Source organism: Coleofasciculus sp. B1-GNL1-01 (assembly GCF_040220235.1).
In the GTDB taxonomy this organism is placed as follows: Bacteria; Cyanobacteriota; Cyanobacteriia; order Cyanobacteriales; family Coleofasciculaceae; genus Coleofasciculus.
Window position 1 is genome coordinate 13,953 of the sequence record NZ_JAVJTO010000012.1, and the last position, 19,932, is coordinate 33,884.

Annotated in this window: 13 protein-coding genes; 8 read left to right on the forward strand and 5 right to left on the reverse strand. The window is 45.2% G+C overall.

Features of this window, described 5'->3' with window-relative positions; genetic code table 11:
• Positions 1 to 259: 259 nt before the first annotated feature.
• The 3 genes from RID53_RS02660 (at position 260) to RID53_RS02670 (ending at position 3,965) form a co-directional block, all read left to right on the forward strand.
• The gene (locus RID53_RS02660) at positions 260 to 1,972 is read left to right on the forward strand and encodes an extracellular solute-binding protein (protein ID WP_446386646.1); all 1,713 of its coding nucleotides are present in this window, start codon (positions 260 to 262) and stop codon (positions 1,970 to 1,972) included.
• A gap of 127 nt (positions 1,973 to 2,099) precedes the next feature.
• Positions 2,100 to 2,822, forward strand: a complete 723-nt coding sequence (locus tag RID53_RS02665) for a hypothetical protein (RefSeq protein WP_006100657.1) — start codon at positions 2,100 to 2,102, stop codon at positions 2,820 to 2,822.
• 18 nt (positions 2,823 to 2,840) lie between these two features.
• Positions 2,841 to 3,965 carry a substrate-binding domain-containing protein gene (locus tag RID53_RS02670; RefSeq protein ID WP_446386647.1) on the forward strand — a complete coding sequence of 375 codons (1,125 nt, stop codon included), beginning with the start codon at positions 2,841 to 2,843 and terminating at the stop codon, positions 3,963 to 3,965.
• A 311-nt stretch (positions 3,966 to 4,276) separates the two neighbouring features.
• Here RID53_RS02670 and RID53_RS02675 read toward each other — a convergent pair whose 3' ends face one another.
• The gene (locus RID53_RS02675) at positions 4,277 to 6,256 is read right to left on the reverse strand and encodes a PP2C family protein-serine/threonine phosphatase (protein ID WP_446386648.1); all 1,980 of its coding nucleotides are present in this window, start codon (positions 6,254 to 6,256) and stop codon (positions 4,277 to 4,279) included.
• Between the two features lie 292 nt (positions 6,257 to 6,548).
• Here RID53_RS02675 and RID53_RS02680 point away from each other — a divergent pair, with 292 nt between their 5' ends.
• The 3 genes from RID53_RS02680 to RID53_RS02690 all read left to right on the forward strand — a co-directional run bounded on the left by RID53_RS02680 (position 6,549) and on the right by RID53_RS02690 (position 9,098).
• Complete coding sequence (locus RID53_RS02680) at positions 6,549 to 6,977, forward strand: NfeD family protein (protein WP_446386649.1); 429 nt, start codon at positions 6,549 to 6,551, stop codon at positions 6,975 to 6,977.
• 70 nt (positions 6,978 to 7,047) lie between these two features.
• Entirely contained in the window at positions 7,048 to 8,043 is a 996-nt protein-coding gene (locus tag RID53_RS02685) for an SPFH domain-containing protein (RefSeq protein WP_446386650.1), read from the forward strand.
• Positions 8,044 to 8,132: 89 nt separating this feature from the next.
• Positions 8,133 to 9,098, forward strand: a complete 966-nt coding sequence (locus RID53_RS02690) for an ADP-ribosylglycohydrolase family protein (protein WP_446386651.1) — start codon at positions 8,133 to 8,135, stop codon at positions 9,096 to 9,098.
• On the opposite strand, the gene RID53_RS02695 is transcribed toward RID53_RS02690, so the two are convergent.
• On the reverse strand, positions 9,070 to 12,654 hold the full coding sequence (locus RID53_RS02695) for an AAA-like domain-containing protein (protein WP_446386652.1): 3,585 nt from the start codon (positions 12,652 to 12,654) through the stop codon (positions 9,070 to 9,072). The two genes, RID53_RS02690 and RID53_RS02695, sit on opposite strands and share 29 nt — an antisense overlap.
• Positions 12,654 to 13,943 carry an AAA-like domain-containing protein gene (locus RID53_RS02700; RefSeq protein WP_446386653.1) on the reverse strand — a complete coding sequence of 430 codons (1,290 nt, stop codon included), beginning with the start codon at positions 13,941 to 13,943 and terminating at the stop codon, positions 12,654 to 12,656. Before RID53_RS02700 ends, RID53_RS02695 begins: the two co-directional genes overlap by 1 nt.
• A gap of 770 nt (positions 13,944 to 14,713) precedes the next feature.
• Here RID53_RS02700 and RID53_RS02705 point away from each other — a divergent pair.
• Positions 14,714 to 18,259: a GAF domain-containing protein gene (locus RID53_RS02705; protein ID WP_446386654.1), complete on the forward strand. Its 3,546-nt coding sequence runs from the start codon at positions 14,714 to 14,716 to the stop codon at positions 18,257 to 18,259.
• Positions 18,260 to 18,544: 285 nt separating this feature from the next.
• On the opposite strand, the gene RID53_RS02710 is transcribed toward RID53_RS02705, so the two are convergent.
• Positions 18,545 to 18,685, reverse strand: a complete 141-nt coding sequence (locus RID53_RS02710) for a hypothetical protein (RefSeq protein ID WP_446386655.1) — start codon at positions 18,683 to 18,685, stop codon at positions 18,545 to 18,547.
• Positions 18,686 to 18,997: 312 nt separating this feature from the next.
• Complete coding sequence (locus RID53_RS02715) at positions 18,998 to 19,363, reverse strand: phage holin family protein (protein ID WP_446386656.1); 366 nt, start codon at positions 19,361 to 19,363, stop codon at positions 18,998 to 19,000.
• Positions 19,364 to 19,709: 346 nt separating this feature from the next.
• Here RID53_RS02715 and RID53_RS02720 point away from each other — a divergent pair, with 346 nt between their 5' ends.
• Positions 19,710 to 19,883, forward strand: a complete 174-nt coding sequence (locus tag RID53_RS02720) for a YqaE/Pmp3 family membrane protein (protein ID WP_446366054.1) — start codon at positions 19,710 to 19,712, stop codon at positions 19,881 to 19,883.
• Positions 19,884 to 19,932 lie beyond the last annotated feature (49 nt).

The following is a 19,932-nucleotide window of genomic DNA, read 5'->3' on the forward strand; positions in this document are numbered from 1 at the left end:
AATAACTGAACAACAAAACCCGCCCTGATTGAGGATACTCAATCTGGTTTGACTATCCTCTGTATAATTTAGTCCGCGCAGGCGGACTTTGTTTATGTAGCTGTGACTTCCTCCTCACCAGGGCAATGAAATTTTTGATAACTTTCTCTTAACGATCTAGGGCTAAAGCCCTGACTACGGACTCTCTATTTTAATCTTCAAAGAGACGCGATCGCCTACACTAGAGTTATAATACCTAGTCATTGATGTAGAGGCTTCTATGCATCTGCAACCTCGCCCATTAATCACTCGCCTTACGGCTGTCCTCAGCCTTCTACTCCTCAGCGCTTGTAACGGGAGTAACACGAATCCAGACAATTTCAGTGGTCTCACCATTAAATTCCTAGCAGGTAGCGCCTTGGGAGACTTCTGCAACCAAGCGGCGGAAAACTTCAATCAACAACAGCCCCAACTTGATAATGGCACCGCCATCCGCCTAACTTGTGAATCGATGGGGAGTGGCGATATTGTTACTAGCTTGGTTTCTCAAGCCGAACAACTCAAAAATGGCACTCTGGAAGCCGAGTCTGCGGAATTGCCCACCTTGATTTCCGTTGATGGCGAGATTTATCAAAGTCAGTTAATCTACCGGATGAATCAGCTATTTCCCGGACAAAACTACATTCCAGAGATTCCCGACTCCCCCCTGCTGGCAAATAGTCCGATGGTCTTTATGGCACAGGAGGATGTTGCAACAGGATTGAAGAACACAGCTAATCCGTTCAAAGCCCTAGTCACGGCTGAAACCCATCAAGATATTGACCCTGCCAGTCCCCCCTTAGCCGTTCACTACGTCCATACCGCACCCACCCGTTCTAATTCTGGCTTACAAACCTTAGTCGCCCAATATGCGGCGGTTTCGGGGAAGCGTCCCGAAAATTTAACGGCGGAAGATGTTAAGAACTATGAATCCCAAGTTCAGCAAATCCAAAGCAAAATTACTCGGTATGGCGTTTCCACTGATTCTCTAGCGGAAGCCATGGTGCAAAATGGACCGTTTTGGGCATCTGTGGGTTCAGTTTATGAGTCTTCAGTGATTGCGGCAAATGCGAACCCCCAACCGAATCAACCCCGTTACCAAGCCGTTTATCCCAACGCCACCTTTACCTCAAATATGCGGGCGATTATCCCCAATGCGCCTTGGGTGAGTGAGGAAGAAAAAGCCGCCGCCGAGAAGGTTGTTACTTATTTACAATCGCCTGAAGCCCAACAAATTGCCACGGAACTGGGTTTGCGTCCGGGAACCCCAGGCGTCGCTTTAGGACCGAAGTTTATTCCAGAGTTTGGTGTGAATCCCCAAGCGAAATATGATTCCTATCGTCCCCCGCAACCCGAAGTTGTTGAGGCAATGTTAACCTCCTGGCAAGAGGTGGCAAAGAAACCCTCCCAGGTGGTTGTGGTAGTGGATACATCGGGTTCGATGCAAGGAAATAAATTACCTGCTGTACAGAATACACTGCAGAACTACATTAACAGCCTCGGATCTAAAGATAAGATTGCCCTGATTGATTTTAATGATGAAATCAGCCAACCTGTGTTGGTCGAGGGAACCGATGCCGGACGGAATCGTGGTTTGGAGTTTATTAGTGGTCTTCAAGCTTATGGAGGGACTAAACTCTATGATGCGGCACTTTATGCCCGTAACTGGTTACAAGACAATCCTCGCCCGGATGCGATTAATGCGGTGCTAATTCTCACCGATGGGGAAGATTCGGGGTCTCAGATTAATCTGAATCAACTAGAACAAGAATTGCAACAAAGTGGGTTTAATAGTGATCAGCGAATTGCATTTTTTACCATTGGTTATGGTAAGGAAGGTGATTTTGATCCGGAGGCGCTGAAGGCAATTGCTGACCTGAATGCAGGCTATTACCGTAAAGGAGATCCCGAAACGATTGCGACGGTTATGGATGATTTACAGGTTGAATTCTAATGGGTCATTGGTATTATTTCATTGGTCATTCGTCAAGTAAGTAAAGGGCGGGTTTTGTAGCCAAGCTAGGGAAAAGAATCAACATTAGTCCCTAAACCCGCCCCTACATACTCAAAACTCAAACCTTATGAAACTGGCAAATCCACTTAACTACCCTTTAGCTGTACTCGCTGGCGGAATTGTTCTTGTTGTCGGCGTTCGTCTGGCTAACTTATCCAGTGTGGTCATGTTACCCTTTGCCGCCGTTATTGCCACAGGCGGCGCGATCGCACTCAAATCGAAAGAACCGGAAACGTTGAATCTAGAGAACCCGGAACTGGCGCGGGAACTGCAATTGGTCAAACAGCAAGCCCAGACGTTAGCAGGGAAAGCAGAGATATTGCGATCAGAAGCCACTAAACTCTTAAGCGATGGCTTAGAAGTCGAGTTACTCGCCGCCGTTCAGTATGCGTGCGATCGCGCCTCTGAATTACCTGCTAAAGTTGACCAGTTGACTCAACGCTTTCAGGGGGCTGATTCCCTACTATCCGTCAGTGATTTACAACAGCAACTCGAACAGGTCAATCACAAACAAACCCAAGCGAGTGGTGTTGCTAAAGACCAACTTAATAAACTTACAGAAAGCTTGCAGCGTAATCTCCAGTTAGCGCGTCAGGGACAAGATGCGCGTCAAGCACAAGTTACCAGCCTTTCGACTATGATTGCTGATGCAGCTGGGGTGTTACAGCAACTCCAAAATAAGCTAAGAACTGCCGATTTAAATGACTCCGAACAAGCCAGAGAACTCCGTTCCTTGAGTGAAGAACTTCATAGTTTAGAAGAGAGTTTCGATCTATTGGTAACAAAATAATCCAAGTACACCAGAACAATGGCAACCAAAACTCGTCAATCTCAAAACCCAACCCGGCTGTTAACCTCCATTGGCATTATCCTGGTATCTTTAGGTTTAACTTATGCCCCTTTACCTGGATTCAACCAGACTGTTGTGGTGGTTAGTGGAACTGAACTGGCTGAACCCCTGCAAAGTCTAGAAGCCAAGTTTGAAGAAGAAAATCCGGGAATTGACTTAGAACTCAAGTTTCAAGGTTCCCAGGATATGGTAAATAACTATATTGATAACCAGAACGACTTCCAGCCTACGGTACTCATTCCCGCCAGTAGCGAGATTGTACAGGAATTACGCGATCGCATTCAGGCGCAACAGAATGGTGAACCTTTCTACAATACGCCTCAACCTATTGCCAAAACGATCCTTGTGGGTGTGGCTTGGACTCAACGTGGCACTATTCTGTTTCCCAACGGGCGTTTCCAATGGCAACGGGTTGAACAAGCCATGCAAGCAGGAAACTGGGAAGAAATTGGCGGGAATAACGATTGGGGGAGTTTTGATTTTGTGATTACAGATCCTACCCGTTCTAATAGTGGTCAGGTAACGTTAGGACTATGGGCGCAGTCTAAATTAGGCGGACGTCTACTCAGCAGCGCTGCATTAAACAATCCTGAAATTAATTCTTTATTTAGTTTAATTAAGCGTTCCGTCTATCAGCCGCCCCGTTCAACTGACATATTACTACAAGAATTTATCAGTCGGGGTCCTAATGATGCAGATGTGGCGACCGTGTATGAAAGTATTGCCCTTTATCGTTGGCAGCAATCAGCCGCGAATCAAGGCAAACCCTACCAAATTTATTACCTTGATCCGACAATTGAAACGGTATCTACCGCAGCCATTGTACGACGTAATGTGAATGAAGGTAAGGCAAAAGCTGCCCAACAATTTTTAGAGTTTCTGACTCAAGCGCCCCAACAGGAAGTGTTTGTGCAGTACGGTTTCCGTCCCGTTAATAATACCGTTGATTTACAAACCGTTGCCAATAGTCCTTGGTCTCAGACTATTCCAGGTGCTGAGATAAATCCCCCTGGAAACGTGATTCCACCCCCGGATAAGCAAGTGTTAACTGAAATTCAACGGTTGTGGGAGAGGGCAAATTAATGAAGTCATTTGTCATTCGTCATTTGTCATTTTTCATAGGAACCATAACGTACCATTTCAGCAAGCCGTCATAAAAAACCGTGGAACTTTCTAAGTCCCACGATATTTGGCATGAGGAGTTTTAGCTTTACCTTCGATTCTAAAATCCCTCACTCTTTAATATGTCCCCGTAACCATTTTGGTAACGAGATGTTAGAAAAAGTTATTTGTGTTGATTGTTTACCGTTCATTGTTCATAGACTAATGCATAGGATCTATCTGTAGAGTGCGTTAGCGTAGCGTAACGCACCATTGTCGCTACACCCTGTATCTTAATCCTCTAATTCAGGTGGTGAATCAGGGATAGACTCAGGCTGTTCTATCGGTTGAGGAGGCGAAAAGCGATCGCGCATTTGTTTGAATGCTTGGGGATTGAGTAGCCACTGGGCAATAAACACAGCAGCGCCCGCCGAGAGGATAATCAACAGTATCCCAAAAACTCCGATGATGATCTTGAACCAATCCTGACTAGAGGATGCGACTTCAACATCTATAGGTTCGGACATTTCCTCGTCTTCCTCACCAACAGGTTCCTCTGTGGTTGGCAATTGAGTCTCTAACTCGATAGTCTGGGCATTATTTTCCAGTTGTAATCCTTCCAGATTCAACACCACTGGATATTGTGGAGAAACACCACAATAGGTGAGAACAACGGAAGCATTATCATAACCATTCCGTTGATTTGCCTGATCAACCAGAAACTGTACTGCTGCTTCTAGAGATAGCTTGCCACTGAACACATCTTTGGCAAAATCCGCATAAACAGACTCGATCAAATTGTTATCACTTACCCCATCGGAACAGAGCAACAATAAACCATCTTCCTCTAAAATCAAGCGGCGTACATGGGGATAAAGAGACTCTGCATCCTTGGTTCCTACGGCTTGGGTCAATGCGCCAGAATCTGGGCGCTGTAAGGCATGACGGTAAAAACTTCGACCCATCCTGACTTCCCGCGTTGCCACATCATCATCGACAGTAAGCTGTTGGCAGTAGTCGGGAGTGATCCAGTAGGCACGACTATCCCCGACACTGGCAATGTAGAGTTCGTGACTATTGCCTTCGCTATCCGATTGAATCACCGTTTGCGGCAATTGTAGGGCTAGGGTTAAAGTTGTACCCATACGCCGCCGGGATTCTCGTTCTTGTTGGTCGTTCTTGGAGGCAATAAGATTATTGACAACTCGAACAATTGCCGATAGTTGTTGTGCCACTAAATCCGGACTCATCAGTTCCGGATCTTCGAGTAACTCAGCTAGTAACGCCCGCACCTGAATTTTCACCGACTGCATGGCGATATGGCTAGCGACTTCGCCGCCTTCATGTCCGCCAATCCCATCACAGACGAGGGAGAGATGGGAAATCAGGGGATCAGGTTCGGCGGTCAAATCCGATTGCAGGGGATAGCAGCTATCCTCATTGTGGTCATGTAAGGGACCGATATCCGTGAGTCCAGCTACTTCTAAACGTAGGGGTTGTCGCGAAGATTGAGCCAACAGAAGCTGATTAAGCTGAACGGCAATTGCCTCAAAGGAGGGGTTAGGCGTTTGCATTTGCTGGGCGATATCTCGCAGTTGATCCGCTACCGCCACGGATGCTGTGCGACACCAAGATTCCCAACATTTTCCTAGCTGTTGCAGACTTGCCTGAGTTCGGGAGTGGGGTAGGGTTGTTGTACCTCCAGACGCACTGGTTGATGAGTCGGTTTTTTTACCTCTGACTGACAGGGGGACAGGTGCGGGATCAGAATCCGTCGTTTCATTCCTAACCAGTTCCCGCAGTCGCACCCGCCAGCCTTCGACTCGCATCTGTTCGGGATCAACCAGGGTGGCGGCTACGCCTAATTCAACTAACGGTTGCCATAACTCTAAAATTTGCCATAACCAATAGATCTGACGTACAGGGGAGGCTTTTGACCATTGTGAAGTAATCGCCGGATAGAGTTCGCCGTTGTTGTCAATTGGGACATTTTCCAGCAAAATAATCGGCGTAGTCGATTGAGAGTCTACCCCGGAACAAACCCCATAAACCTCTGGAACGTGCAAACGATGGGGATATAGGCGTAGATAGGGGAGAAACATTCCACTTATGCGATCGGGAGCCTGGGGTAACTCCTCTGGGTGCAGATCCAGCCAAATTTGGGGCGCGACGACTTGATACCGTTCGGCAACCATTTCCCCCACCGGGATCGACGCAGCCGTTGCACCTACTGCCCACAGATAACGATTAGTTTGCGGCTGATCAGTACTCATAAATCTTAAAAAATAATTTGGGAATGAATGGGCAACTGGAGTATTTCAATACCAAGCTTGCCAATTCAGAATTGAATTCTGTGTCATTCCCCTCGAATTAATAAGCATAATCAAAACACGGCGCTGTGTCTATAGTTTGTCCGTTGTTATTGACCAATTTTCACAAGCTGTTGCTTCCCCACCTCCCAGACGTGCCATGGCACGTCTCTACATTGCTTCCCAAGAATGGCACAGTGGCAAACTAAACTAGAAGAACAAAATCCTTTCAACCCAGGATACACTGGATTTTTATATGTCACTCAATCCTTCCCTACTCTGGCTCCTGGCAGGATCAATGCTTTGTCTGGTGGAGCTATTCGTGCCGACGGCGTTTGTTGCCTTTACCATGGGAATTAGTGCTTTAGTCGTGGCGATGGTGGCGTTAATTATTCCCCTGTTTCCGGTACAAGTGGTGCTATGGTTGGTGCTATCGACGGCGCTGGTTATCGCATCTCGTCGCATTCTCCCAGCCGCCAAAATAGCTAGACGTCTCGATGCCGTGGAAGCTCGAACCCTGACCGAAATTCCTCCCGGAGAAACGGGACGCATCCTCTATGAAGGCAATTCCTGGCAAGCGCGTTGTGATGATGAAACGGCGGCGATCGCACCTAATCAAAATGTTTATGTTGTCCGCCGTCAAGGGAACACACTCATTGTGGTTCCCCAGACTCTCTTACACTAAATTTTTCGTTTGAAATACTCTGGCTACTCTTGACGGGTGGCATATTATCAAAATTCTAGGAGGTAATACCATGAATCCATTCGCTTGGCTCATTATTTTGGTGCTTGGCGGTTCCGGAATTGCTAGCTCCATTAAGATTGTCAATCAAGGGAATGAAGCTTTGGTTGAGCGATTGGGGAAATACAGTGGCAAAAAGCTGGAACCTGGCTTGAATATTATGGTTCCGGTTCTGGATCGCGTCGTATTCAAGGAAACGATTCGGGAAAAAGTTCTTGACATTCCTCCCCAAAAATGCATCACTTGCGATAATGTTTCCATCAGCGTGGACGCCGTGGTCTATTGGCGGATCATGGATATGGAAAAAGCTTACTACAAGGTAGAAGATCTGCAAGCAGCCATGGTGAATTTAGTGCTGACTCAGATTCGTTCAGAAATGGGCAAACTGGAACTGGATCAAACCTTTACGGCGCGTTCTGAAGTGAATGAAACCTTGCTGCGGGAATTGGATATTGCCACTGATCCTTGGGGCGTGAAAGTGACACGGGTGGAATTGCGGGATATTGTGCCGTCCAAGGCGGTACAAGACTCGATGGAGTTGCAGATGTCAGCCGAACGGCGCAAACGGGCGGCAATTCTCACTTCCGAAGGGGAACGGGAATCAGCAGTGAATAGTGCCAGAGGGAACGCGGAAGCCCAGGTGCTAGATGCAGAAGCGCGACAAAAGGCGGCGATTTTAGACGCAGAGGCGCAACAAAAGGCGATTGTCCTCAAAGCCCAAGCCGAACGCCAGCAGTCCGTTCTCAAGGCGCAAGCTACCTCTGAGGCGCTGCAAATTGTGGCGAAGACACTCAAGAGTGATCCCGTTGCCCGTGATGCCCTACAGTTCTTACTGGCACAGAATTATCTGGACATGGGTAAAGAGATTGGCAGTAGCGATAGTAGCAAGGTAATGTTTATGGACCCCCGTGCGATTCCGGCTACGATTGAGGGGATTCGATCCATGGTTGGCGATCGCGAATCGTTGGATTCGGAAGCGTTCAATTTTGAGTCGCACAATACCCGTTAAGCTGGTAAAGGATCATTTGTTATTTGTCATCGTTTTCGGGTGGGCTATGCCCACCTTTTTTTGCTGTCTCAAGTGGGGAGAAATTGTTCATGGAAACCCGCCAATCTCAAGTCCTCGCCGGACTCCTGGGAGTCTGTGTGGGCGATGCGTTGGGTGTACCTGTGGAATTTACCACTAGGGAGGAACGCCTGCGATCGCCTGTTACGACGATGCAGGGCTATGGAACCTATAATCAGCCCCCAGGAACTTGGTCTGATGACAGTTCTCTCACCTTCTGTTTAGCCGAAAGCCTCTGTCAGGGATTTTCCCTCGACGCGATCGCCGAATCCTTTTGTCGTTGGCATGATCAAGACTATTGGACGCCTCACGGTATTGTATTCGATATTGGCATGACCACAGCAGCCGCCCTGCGTCGCCTGCGTTGGGATCATGTTTCACCCTTGGACTCAGGGGGTAGGGATGAACGGAGTAATGGCAATGGGTCATTGATGCGAATTTTACCCATGGCTTTTTATTATAAATTCCTAGAGTTTCCAGATTTAATTCAGAGAGTTCATCAGGTTTCTAGTATTACTCATGCCCATCTCCGTTCTCAGATGGCATGTGGGATTTATATTAGTATAGCGATTCGATTACTAGAGGGGGATGATCCAGCAACGGCTTATTTTAAAGGAATTAAACGGATTCAAAAACTCTACAATCAACCCCCCTACACCTCAGAACTGGATAACTTTGCCAGAGTCTTCAATGGAGAAATTGCCCAGTTGCCTATGGAGGCAATTCAATCGGGAAGCTATGTTGTTCATACCTTGGAAGCAGCATTGTGGTGTTTTTCAACCAGTACATCCTATTCCCAATCTGTGTTAAAAGCCGTTAATTTAGGCAGTGATACGGATACCACAGCAGCAGTTACCGGAGGATTAGCAGGACTATATTATGGTGTCGAAGCAATTCCCCAAGACTGGCTCGACCAAATTGCTCGGAAAGACGATATTGTTGACCTTGCCAAGCGTTTAGCTGTTAGTTTCAAAAAGAGCAAACATCTGGAGGAATGACAGGACAAATTTGCTGTGGGATGGGATTGCCACTGAGTAAAAGTGACTCTAGATTGATAAGTTTAGAGAGAGAACTGACATCTTTTATTTGGTTATCATTGAGAAACAGCTCAGTCAGATTGGTAAGTCCAGAGAGAGGACTGACATCTTTTATTATGTTAACGCTGAGGTCAAGTGACCTTAGATTGGTAAGTCCAGAGAGAGGACTGACATCTTTTATTTGGTTAGATGCGAGGTGAAGCTCAGTCAGACTCGATAGAATTTCATCAGCTTGAGAACAATTACTTGTGCCTGCTTTTTCTAACAGTACTTCAACTGTTTTTCTTAAAGGAGTTGACAAACTGGTTTGTTGGAGACACCACTCTCTAAAAGAACTCCCTAGACCGGGGTTAGCAGTTTGAGCAACTATTGAATCTGAGGGACGGAAGAGTGTGCCAATTGAATCTGAGGGACGGAAGAGTGTGCCAATTGAAGGGGGAGTACCAATTGAATCTGAGGGAGGAGGGAGTGTGTTACGTGGAGGGAGAAATTGGTCAAGTGAATCTGAGGGAGAGGGGACAGGGGGGAACGTGTTACATTCTACAAGTCGCCGCGAGAGATAATAAACGGCTCCTTGCTCCCCCGCGAGTCCTACACCCCAATAATAACTTCCCGTCGCCGGGAGATGTCCTTCCACGGCTTCATTGGGATTAAATACACCTTCCTCATATTTAATAGGACTGCCTTCCCTCCTCCATTCTATCTTTTCATAATACCCAGCCCAGTCGATCTCATTTAAACGATAATGACCAGGCTGCGATGCAAATTGATCTAAAATAGACTTTTGCACACTGAAGCCAAACTTCTCATTTGATCGTTTTCTCCAAAGCCTATCTATAGTATTCAAATCTCGACAAGAGAGATTATCTAAGAAATTAAACTCTTCTTCAGTCGGGCTAGCAAAAATAATTAAATCAAAGCTTTTTTGATCAGCCTCTTTCCAGTTTCCTGATTCCATTAAAAAGTTGATTTGTGCTAGAAAGTGGCGTTTAAGCGATTCTTTTATCTGGAAATTATCTTGACCTGCTTTTTCCAGCAATGCCATGAATTCACTGTGTAAGTTTTCAATAGCATTAGCAGAAAGAATCGGTTGTTTCTGCGGAAGATACTGCGGGATAGGAATCTCAGTGTCTATATCAACATTTGGTAATTGTTTCCAAGCCACCTCCAGCCAGTTAAAGGCTTGCCGATACGCCTCTATTGCCTTTTGCCTTTCTCCCTTTTCCTGATACCAACTGCCCTGCACTCGCTGGACATGGACACGAATTGACCATTGTGCAAGGCTCTCTCTAGTAATTGTTGACGGTAATAACTTCTGACTTTGTTCAATCGCTCGTTGAGCTTTAATCCGATATTCTCGCGCTTTTTTAGACTGATCCAATTCCTGATATTTTTTACTCAGTTGCAAAGAAGCTAAAGAAATAGAGGCTTGCAGCATGGCTTGCTTTAGCTCCCGAGTTTCCTCTTTTTCCAAGACTTCGTTAGTCGCTTGACTCGCTTGACTCCAAGCTTCTTGAGCATCATCAGAGAGTCCATTGTTGTGCAATTCTGCCGCTAGTTTGGATAATAGGGATACCGTCTCAATTTCTGTTTCAACCTTGTCTAAGGAGGCTTGACTTTGTTCATATTTTTTTTTGACAATCGCTAAATTATTGTTTGCTTCCCTTTGCTCCTTTTGTGCTATCCTCAGTTCCTCTGCTTTCTGCTTTCCAGCTTGATTTAACTGTTGAATATTCTGTTTGGCTGCTTTAACCCGATTCTGAGCTTCTCCTAGCTTTTTTTGAGCCTGTAGACTTTCTTGAGCGGCTTGTTGAGCTCGTTTCTCTAACTGTTGGAACTTTTGACGGGAACCTTCCAGGTTTTCGTTCGCTTCGGCTAAAGCTGTCTGTGAGGCTTCCACTTTCTGTGCTGCATCTTCAGCACTTTTCTGCATCAGTTTCTCATTTTTTATCGCTTGTTCTTCTCGTTTCTGAGCTTCTGTTGCTCTTTGGTTCGCTTCGGCTACCTGAGAGTTTGCCTTTTCAACCTTAGAATTGGCTTCAATAACCTTATTTCCGGCGATTATTCCTGAAATTACCGCCCCCAACACCGAGACAATTAACACGACAACGCCAATCTGAATCCGCCGTTTTGCCTTCCGATTCGCCTCAGTAAGTACCTGATTTCTTTTATCTGCTGCTTCCCTATCTTTCCTCTCCCTCTCTAACTCCGCTTCTTTCTTCTCTGCTGCAATCTGCTCCTCTATTCCCTTCTTCTCACTTGCGGCTAAAAACTGTTGATCCCAATAACTTAAATTCTTCTCCTTCCCCCAAGCTTGAGCATCCTGCAACGCCTTCCCTCGCAACAACCGCGATTCATCTAAGCATCCCGACGCCACCCAAGCTCTAAATGCTTCAGAATAAGGTCGTAATGCGGCTAACTCTTGCTCAATCCAGTCTTGATTAAAGACTTCATAATAGATGCGATTGTAAACCTGAAGCACTGGAGACGTTCCCTCTCTGTGCTTCACCACCAACCCCGATAACTGTAACTTCCCCTCCTCAAAACTGTTATTCGCAATCACTTCCCCCTGCTGCCACACCTGCTGATACAATTCCAACAAATAAGCCGCTCGCTGCTCATTCGAGAGAATGCGATTCCGTATTGTCTTCAGATGTTCGGGTTCATCGTTCTTTTCCCAGTCTGAAGTAATATGGACTCGCACTAATTCCTCAATCCCCATCCTCTCAGCACCAACGGGAATAGCATGACCAGAATTACAAACCAACTGACAAAGCTTTTGAGTTAAAAACGGCTGTCCTCCTGTCCAATTTAATATCTCTTGAATAACCGCCTCTGGATGACTAACCCATCCCTCCAACCCCTTAACTAATGGCTCAACTTCATGCCATTGAAACCCATGTAACTCAATCGCCCGTCCAATATTAAACGGAGTTCGGTTTTTATCTTCAATCAAATCCCCTGGTGTGGCGACTCCCAATAACACAAAACTGAGGCGGTTATAGGCTTTATTTTCGGCACGATTGTTGAAACAGGCTCGAATGAGGGCAAAAAAGTCATCCTTAAACCCCAATTGCAGAACACTATCAATTTCATCAATAAAAATAACAATCGGTTCGGTAATTTGTGTCAGCAATACCTCTTCGATAAACTCTCGAAAAAACTGGACTGGGGGAATATCCTTATGTTCATCGCGCCAAGTCCGAAATGAGAACTTCCCCTCTAACCCCAATCGACTCACCAGCGTTTTAGTTAAGCCGCCGTACCACTTCTCTGGCGTAACCTGCTGGGTTCCTAACTCGGTAATATCAACCGATGCACAGGCTAACCCATCTTTTTGCAGCCGTTTCATCGTTTGCACTTTCAGAGAAGATTTCCCCATCTGCCGAGAATTCAACACATAGCAAAATTCCCCAGCCTGCAATAGCTTGTAGAGTTCCTCATCGGCAGAACGCTTGACATAACTCTTCGCATCAAGGGGTAAACATCCCCCAACCTGATAGGTGCTGGTATTCATCACAATTCTCCAAGATGCTCTCTAAAATACTGTCGATATAAATCACAACTTAACCTCACCTCATTTCCCTGTTTTTTCACCAACCCCATGCTGTATAACTTATAAGCTTGCAGCGATTCCAGACGCACAGGAAAGTCAGCTTCAACCACTTTCAGCAGTGCTTTAGCTAAATCGGGATGTTGTTGCAGGATGCGCCAAAGATGTCGTAGGTGATTGGCATAGATTCCCGCATCCGTGGGGGCAGTTTGCAGTAGTGATTCTAACGAACCCTTACCCTTGAGTTGATAGTAGGAGAAAGCTTGCTCAACTAAATAAGGATGTCCTCCTACCATTGCCATCAGTTGCTCAACTAAAGATTGACTCCAAGTCTGTCCATGTTGTCGGGCTAATTCCTGGACTTGGGATAGGGTAAATTCCGGCAATTCAAGGGGCAGTCCCACATTAAACGGAGATTCATTAATATTGAGGGGAATATAAACTTCTGTGGAATGGACAACTACTAACCGCAGCCGCTGCCAAACCTTTTCCACTTTGCCTCGTTCGTGCCATGCCCTGAGTAATCCTAAAAATTCCGAGGCGACTTCACGGTAAGGAAACACTCGGTCTACTTCATCTAAGCATAAAACTACTGGAGAACCAGCTTGAGGCAACAGATATTTCTCAAAATATTCGGTGCAATCCACTTTAGACGTGGAAAACTCTTCATCCCAATACTCCGCTAACCGATTCGGTATTCCTAAGCTTTGACCAACACTGATACAAAACCACTTAAAAAATTCATCTACATTGGTCAAATCCGTGCGATTGGCTAAGTGAAGATTTAAATACGCCGTTCGGTAGCTATCTTGAGCAAGCCTATCCAGCACTTTAGCCATGAGTAAGGTTTTCCCCATCAGACTGGGGGCTTTTATCCTCACCAAAGCACCGGGACTTTTTAGCGTTTCATAGCAAGATTCTTCAATCGGAGGACGTTTGACATAAATCAAGGGTGACTCGTCCTCAAAGTCGTCTGTGATTACCCTGGTTGCGTCTTCCTCACCGTTGACTGAGGTGGTATGATCAAGAGTATCTGGAAAAAGCGCGATCACTTTCCAATCCTGCCCCAATCGTTCGCTAATTTCTTGAAAATTCAGGATATCTACAGCTCGACCATTGAGATAAGCCCCCAGGGTTGAGAGTGATATCATTAACTCCTCAGCTAAGTCTTTCTGGCGAGGATAGCCGTTTCGCTTAACGGCTGATTTTACCGTTGAAACATAATCTGGATGAACCCTAAGTGAGCGAGACATGATCAAGAAGGATGTAGGGAGTGAGCAGTAGGCAGTCGAAAAGCCCTTGAGCTAAAAAGGGGCAAGCTAAATATTGATAAAACTTTGATTGTTTGTCAGTTTCACCAATCTTACCACTTTGCTGAATATTCAAACTATAACCGTTTTTCCTAGAGACTTAGCCCAACTCCAGTACAACTCAACTACAAGTCAGTAATCCATTAAAACTCAGTGATAACTCACCTCAGCTCAAAACTTTTCCCCGCCTGAACTCCATTAGCCGCAAGCTTTGATCAGGGTGTAGCCCATTCAAACAACCTCATGGACAACCTCAAAAGCTTCCACACCCTTCTCGAACTTATTATCTTGATTCTCACCCTCTCAAGTCAATCCCCTTGGTTAGGGGTTATCGCTATTGTTGGTGCATTATTATGTTTGTTCATCGACGACGATGTTTTTGGAGCAGGGGATAGATAACTGTATACCGTAGGGTGGGTTGAGCAAAGTCGAAACCCACCAGCCTTAAGTTAGCGCCATTCAAATTAAGCTGTTTGGCATTTAAACCTTAATGTCAATAATGACGAAATCATTGGTGTGCGAGCATCTTGCTCGCTACGGATTCCCAATTTAAATGCGTGACAGCTTACTCGACCATTTACAGACTGTTAATTTAAGAGTCTATTACAATAGAGAGTAGCTCAATGGGGAAAAGTTTGAACCTTTGAACTGTGGGCGAGTACTAGGGACTCTACTCTCAACAGCACAACGGTTCGCTATCTTTAACTCCTATCATGTATGAATATAAAGTTGGTGGCAGTCTCCCGGCTGATTCTCCCACCTACGTCTGGCGACAAGCCGATCGCGCTCTCTATACGGCATTAAAAGCAGGACTTTTTTGTTATGTCCTGAATTCTCGACAGATGGGGAAGTCTAGCTTGCGTGTGCAAACCATGACGCGACTCCAGTCAGAAGGAATTGCCTGTGCTGCGATTGATTTAACTGAAATTATTAGTCCCGATATTACGCCGAGTGAATTTTATGGCAGTATTACCTATACCCTAGCTGATAGTTTTCATCTATTGGAGAAAATTGGCGACTTTGATAGCTGGTGGAGCAACTATGAAACTCTGTCCAGTACACAGGGATTGGTGCGATTTATTAAAGATGTCCTGCTCAGACATGAGTCACTTCTTGGCAAAAAAATAATTATTTTTGTCGATGAAGTAGACAGTGTTCTACGTTTGCCTTTTTCCGTGAATGACTTTTTTGGTTTAATTCGCGCTTGTCACAATAATCGCGCCGATCAACCGGAATATAACCGCCTCACGTTTGCGATTTTAGGTGTGGCGTCGCCAACAGATTTAATTCGTTCCCAAGCCTATAGTCTTCCCTTCAACTGTGGAAAAGCCATTGAACTTACGGGGTTTCGCTTAGACGAAGCCGAACCCATTACTAAAGGGTTAACCGTCAAATCTGCCAATTCCCAGGAACTGACAAAAGCGGTACTCAGTTGGACACAGGGACAGCCCTTTTTAACCCAAAAACTCTGTAAGCTAATCGTCGAAGCGGAGGATGCACCACCGCTAGGACAAGAATCCAACTGGGTTGAGCAACTGGTGCGATCGCGCATTTTGGAAAACTGGGAAAGCCACGATGAACCCGAACATTTACGCACCATTCGCGATCGCTTACTCCGAAATGAACAACGCAGTCGTTCCCTGTTAAAACTTTACCAAAAAATTCTATCTTCGTCTCATTCCTCTGCCATTCATGGGATATCAAACTTCGGCAATTCCCCGAATCGATACGGAGAAATTATTGATAATGATAGTCCTGAAGAAATGGAACTGCGCTTGTCGGGATTAGTGGTCAAACAAGGAAGTATTTTAAAGGTTCACAATCGCATTTATCGGTCAGTTTTTAACCCCAGTTGGGTAAAAAAACATCTAGCGGCATTAGAACCTGAACCTCAATATTCGCAATTTCAGAAAACTCTGGCTGAACTGGAGCGGAAACTGTTAGTCTCTCAACTCGCTTGTGTTGCTGATGGTAGAGATTCGGTGCAGGCGTTGTATGAGGTGTTGCGAGACGTAACCTTACGCATTGGTGATTTACTCAGCGCCGATCGCGCGACTATCTTTTTGCTCAATGAAGACAAAACTGAACTTTGGTCAGTCGTGGCTGAAAATGAAGGGAGTGAATTTCTGGATATTCAGGTACGATTAGGGGAAGGAATTGCAGGTCAAGTGGCAAAAACGCGAAAATCTATTAATATTCGCTCGAATGTTTATCAAGATTCTCGCTCCGAATTGGTGAAGGCTTATGACGAAAAATATAACTATTATACTTATAATGTCTTGGCATTGCCAATTATTAAAGAAAATCAGCAAGTTATTGCTGTCATTCAATTACTCAATAAATTAAAGCGACCCAAAAACTCAAATAATCAAGGAAATTGGTTAATCAATCGCCACGGCTTTAGTCAACGGGATCAAAAGCAACTAGCAGAATTTGTTCCGGCAATTCGCCGAATTCTGGAAAGCTGTCAATCCTGTTATCGTGCCACAAAGAAACTGCGAGCAACCGCTGCTTTAGCAGAAGCCACTCGTTCCCTAGATAAGAGTAGTTTAGATATTCAAGAAATCCTCCCACGAGTCATGGATGCGGCGAAGAAACTGATGAATGCTGACCGCAGTACCTTATGGCTTTTGGATCGCGATCGCCAGGATTTATGGACAAAAATTCTCCAAGCTGATGGTTCCTTAACCCAAATGCGAGTTCCTGTCGGTGTGGGATTTGTGGGTAAGGTGGCTAAAACAGGTCAACCCCTGAATATTCCCTTTGACCTCTACGATCATCCTGATGCAACCAATTCTCGAAAATTTGACCACACCACAGGTTATCGCACCTGTAGTTTGCTCTGTATGCCTGTATTTAACGCCGATGGTGAATTAATTGGCGTGACCCAATTGGTTAATAAACGTAAACCCGGAAATTTTCCGTTCTATAAACATGAAGATTGGCCCCAACCACCCGAACAATTTCAAGCCAGTTTTGATGAGCATGACTGTCAGTCCATGCAAGTGTTTAATGAGCGAGTGGGTGTAATTTTGCAATATGCAAAGACTCATGAAACTTTAAAGCAATTTACCCAAATTCAACCTAAAGAAGGGGTTCACAATACCCTGGTGATGCTTAATCAAGCCGTGGGCAACCATAGCGATGAAGTGATACATAACATGCTAAGTTTTATTGCAAAATCCGTGACCAAGACCCTGGATACTGAACAGACTACGATTTTTGTCTTGAATAGCGAAAACCAAGCGTTTTGGTCATTAATTGTTGATCATGAAACGGGAAAATTAAGAGAAGTTCAGCTTGCTACTGATGGAAGCGAGTTAGCCTCTATCTCTAAACCAATACGACATCGAATTAGTCAGGAGCATCCCCGCCTCTCGACGTTAATTCAAACCGCTACTCCTCAGTTTAAGGATTATCTGATTCACAGTTATTTAGTCTATCCTATCGTCAATTCGCAGCAGACTGTGGTAGCACTGATTGAATTAATTAATAAACTCAAACCTACTAGCGATCGCGGCGCACCATTATCTGAACGTATTGACCCTAAAGGGTTTAGCAAAGCCGATGAAAAGCAACTGGCTCAATCTGTCCCCTCAATTCTACCGATTCTGGAAGGCGTACAATCCTTTTATCGAGAAATGCGGATCATTCAGGGGCGACAAGCGATCGATGCGTTATGGTTAGCGATTAGTTCGATTAGTCAAGGGAATTGGACATCTCAGGAAATTCTGCAAAAAGTCATGGATGCGGCGCAAAGGTTGACCAATGCTGATCGCAGTATCCTGTGGTTAGTTAACCGTCAACACGGTGACTTATGGACTGAACTTGCTGGTGTTGGCGAAATTCGCTGTGAAATTGGTATGGGGTTTGCGGGTCAAGTGGCAGCATCTGGTAAGCTAATGATGATTCCCTATGACTTGTATGACCATGATGGCGCATTACACGCCAAACAAATGGATTTAGCAACCGGATATCGCACCTATAGTTTACTCTGTATGCCTGTTTTAAGTCGCGATGGGGAATTATTGGGGGTGACGCAGTTACTCAACAAGCGCAAACGGGGGAATTTCCCGGAGGATCACCCTGCTGATTGTCTTGATGTTCCTGATTATTTTAAGACGAGTTTTAATGAACGCGATCGCCGATATATGGAGATATTTAATAATCAAGTCGCCGTGATTGTTCAAAGCAATCAACAGCAGGATGTCTTGAAAAGTGAAATTTTGGGGAGACTATCTAGAGCGTCAGTTCAGTAACTAAAGTTAGGGATTAAATCCATTGTCTGGTTTCCCTTTAGACACGGTAGGGGCTGGGTTTTGCACAATTGTAGGGGCGGGTTTAGGGACTAAATTCCGCTATTTACCGATAACGGAACAACAAAACCCGCCCTCCTCACCACTAACGGAACAACAAAACCCGCCCTCTCTCACCGATAACCGAATGAGGACAAGATCCCCGACTTCTTGAAGAAGTCAGGGATCTGAGCATCTAGCATTTCACAACTCAAACAGGATGGCTATATTAAACCTGTACTTGGTAATTTATCGCCCTTCCTTGGGGCGATCGCCTTCAAAGGGTTGAACACCTGTATCTGGATATTCATCATCGTTAGCGCCGAAAATTCGCTTGACGCCTCCCCAGAGGTAATCAAACATCTCCTGTACTCGTTCTACAACTGTCATAGCTTTCCTCCACAGGTTATCGTCAAAACCGATTTAAAATACGTTATTGATAAATAAGGGTGAACACCCATCCCCAATTTAGGATAAAAGAAGACGTTGTGTCTAGTTCGCTTAACCGAATCCTAGTTTTCACGCTTGTTGACGTGAGTCAACCTCTGGGTATTTATACTCAAAGCAAGTGATAACTTAAGATCAAGCGGGGATGAGTTATCCTATCATAACCGTATTGCCCTTAAATATAGCGCTAACCTATCATCCTCTCAAAGAGGTACTCTGACAATCCTAGCGATTTCCAGCAATACAGCATTGTCCTTACTCCATCTCAAGTTCAGGTTCTCGTTGAGCAAAGTAGTTACTCAAGAAGGTATTAACCAGAGATAGGACAATCGGACCAAAAATAAACGCGGGTAAGCCCTGAACGGCAAATCCAGGTACAGCTACAGCAGCTAACCAAAAACACAATCCATTGACCACCAAAGAAAATAATCCGAGTGTCACGATATTCAATGGGAGAGATAGCACAGACAGAATTGGCTTAATAAATGAGTTCACCACGCCAATGGATGCAGCCCCTAATAAAGCCGCTATAAACGTGGCTAGGTCAACACCTGGAACAATTAGATCAACAACCAATAAACTCAAGGCTGTGGCTAACAAGGTAAAAAAGAATGCCTTCATAAATTTTTCCTCACTTGTAATGTTCAAATATCTGAAAAAACGATACTACTGTTAGTATCTATCGCTATGGGTCTGATTGTCATCTCTACAGAGATAGATTTTGCCACCTGTTAGATTAGCTGGATAAACTGAGGTCGGTTGGGTCGAGGGATGAGACTCCACACAAGCTGGCTTTAGTCTGTTGGGTTTCACGTCGTTCAACCTAACCCACCCCGGTAAGACACAGGAGTTGATTCACCTTGCCACCCGACAATTATGAAAAAATCATTCTCCAGATGGAGGTTAAGAACTGAGTTTAGCCGTTAATCTTTATAGAGTAACCGACAAACTTAATTTATTAATCCTTATGAAATTACTCCGAATAGTTTTGGGAATCCTGCTCCCACCTGCGGGTGTTTTTATGACCACAGGAATTAGTTCAGCCTTTTTAATTAACATTTTGTTAACTTTACTGGGTTGGCTTCCGGGTTCCATTCATGCGGTTTGGGTCATTGTCAAACATGAAGAAAGATACGCTTAATACCGCCGCCTTGTCTTGTAGAGACGTGCCATGGCACGTCTCTTTTTTT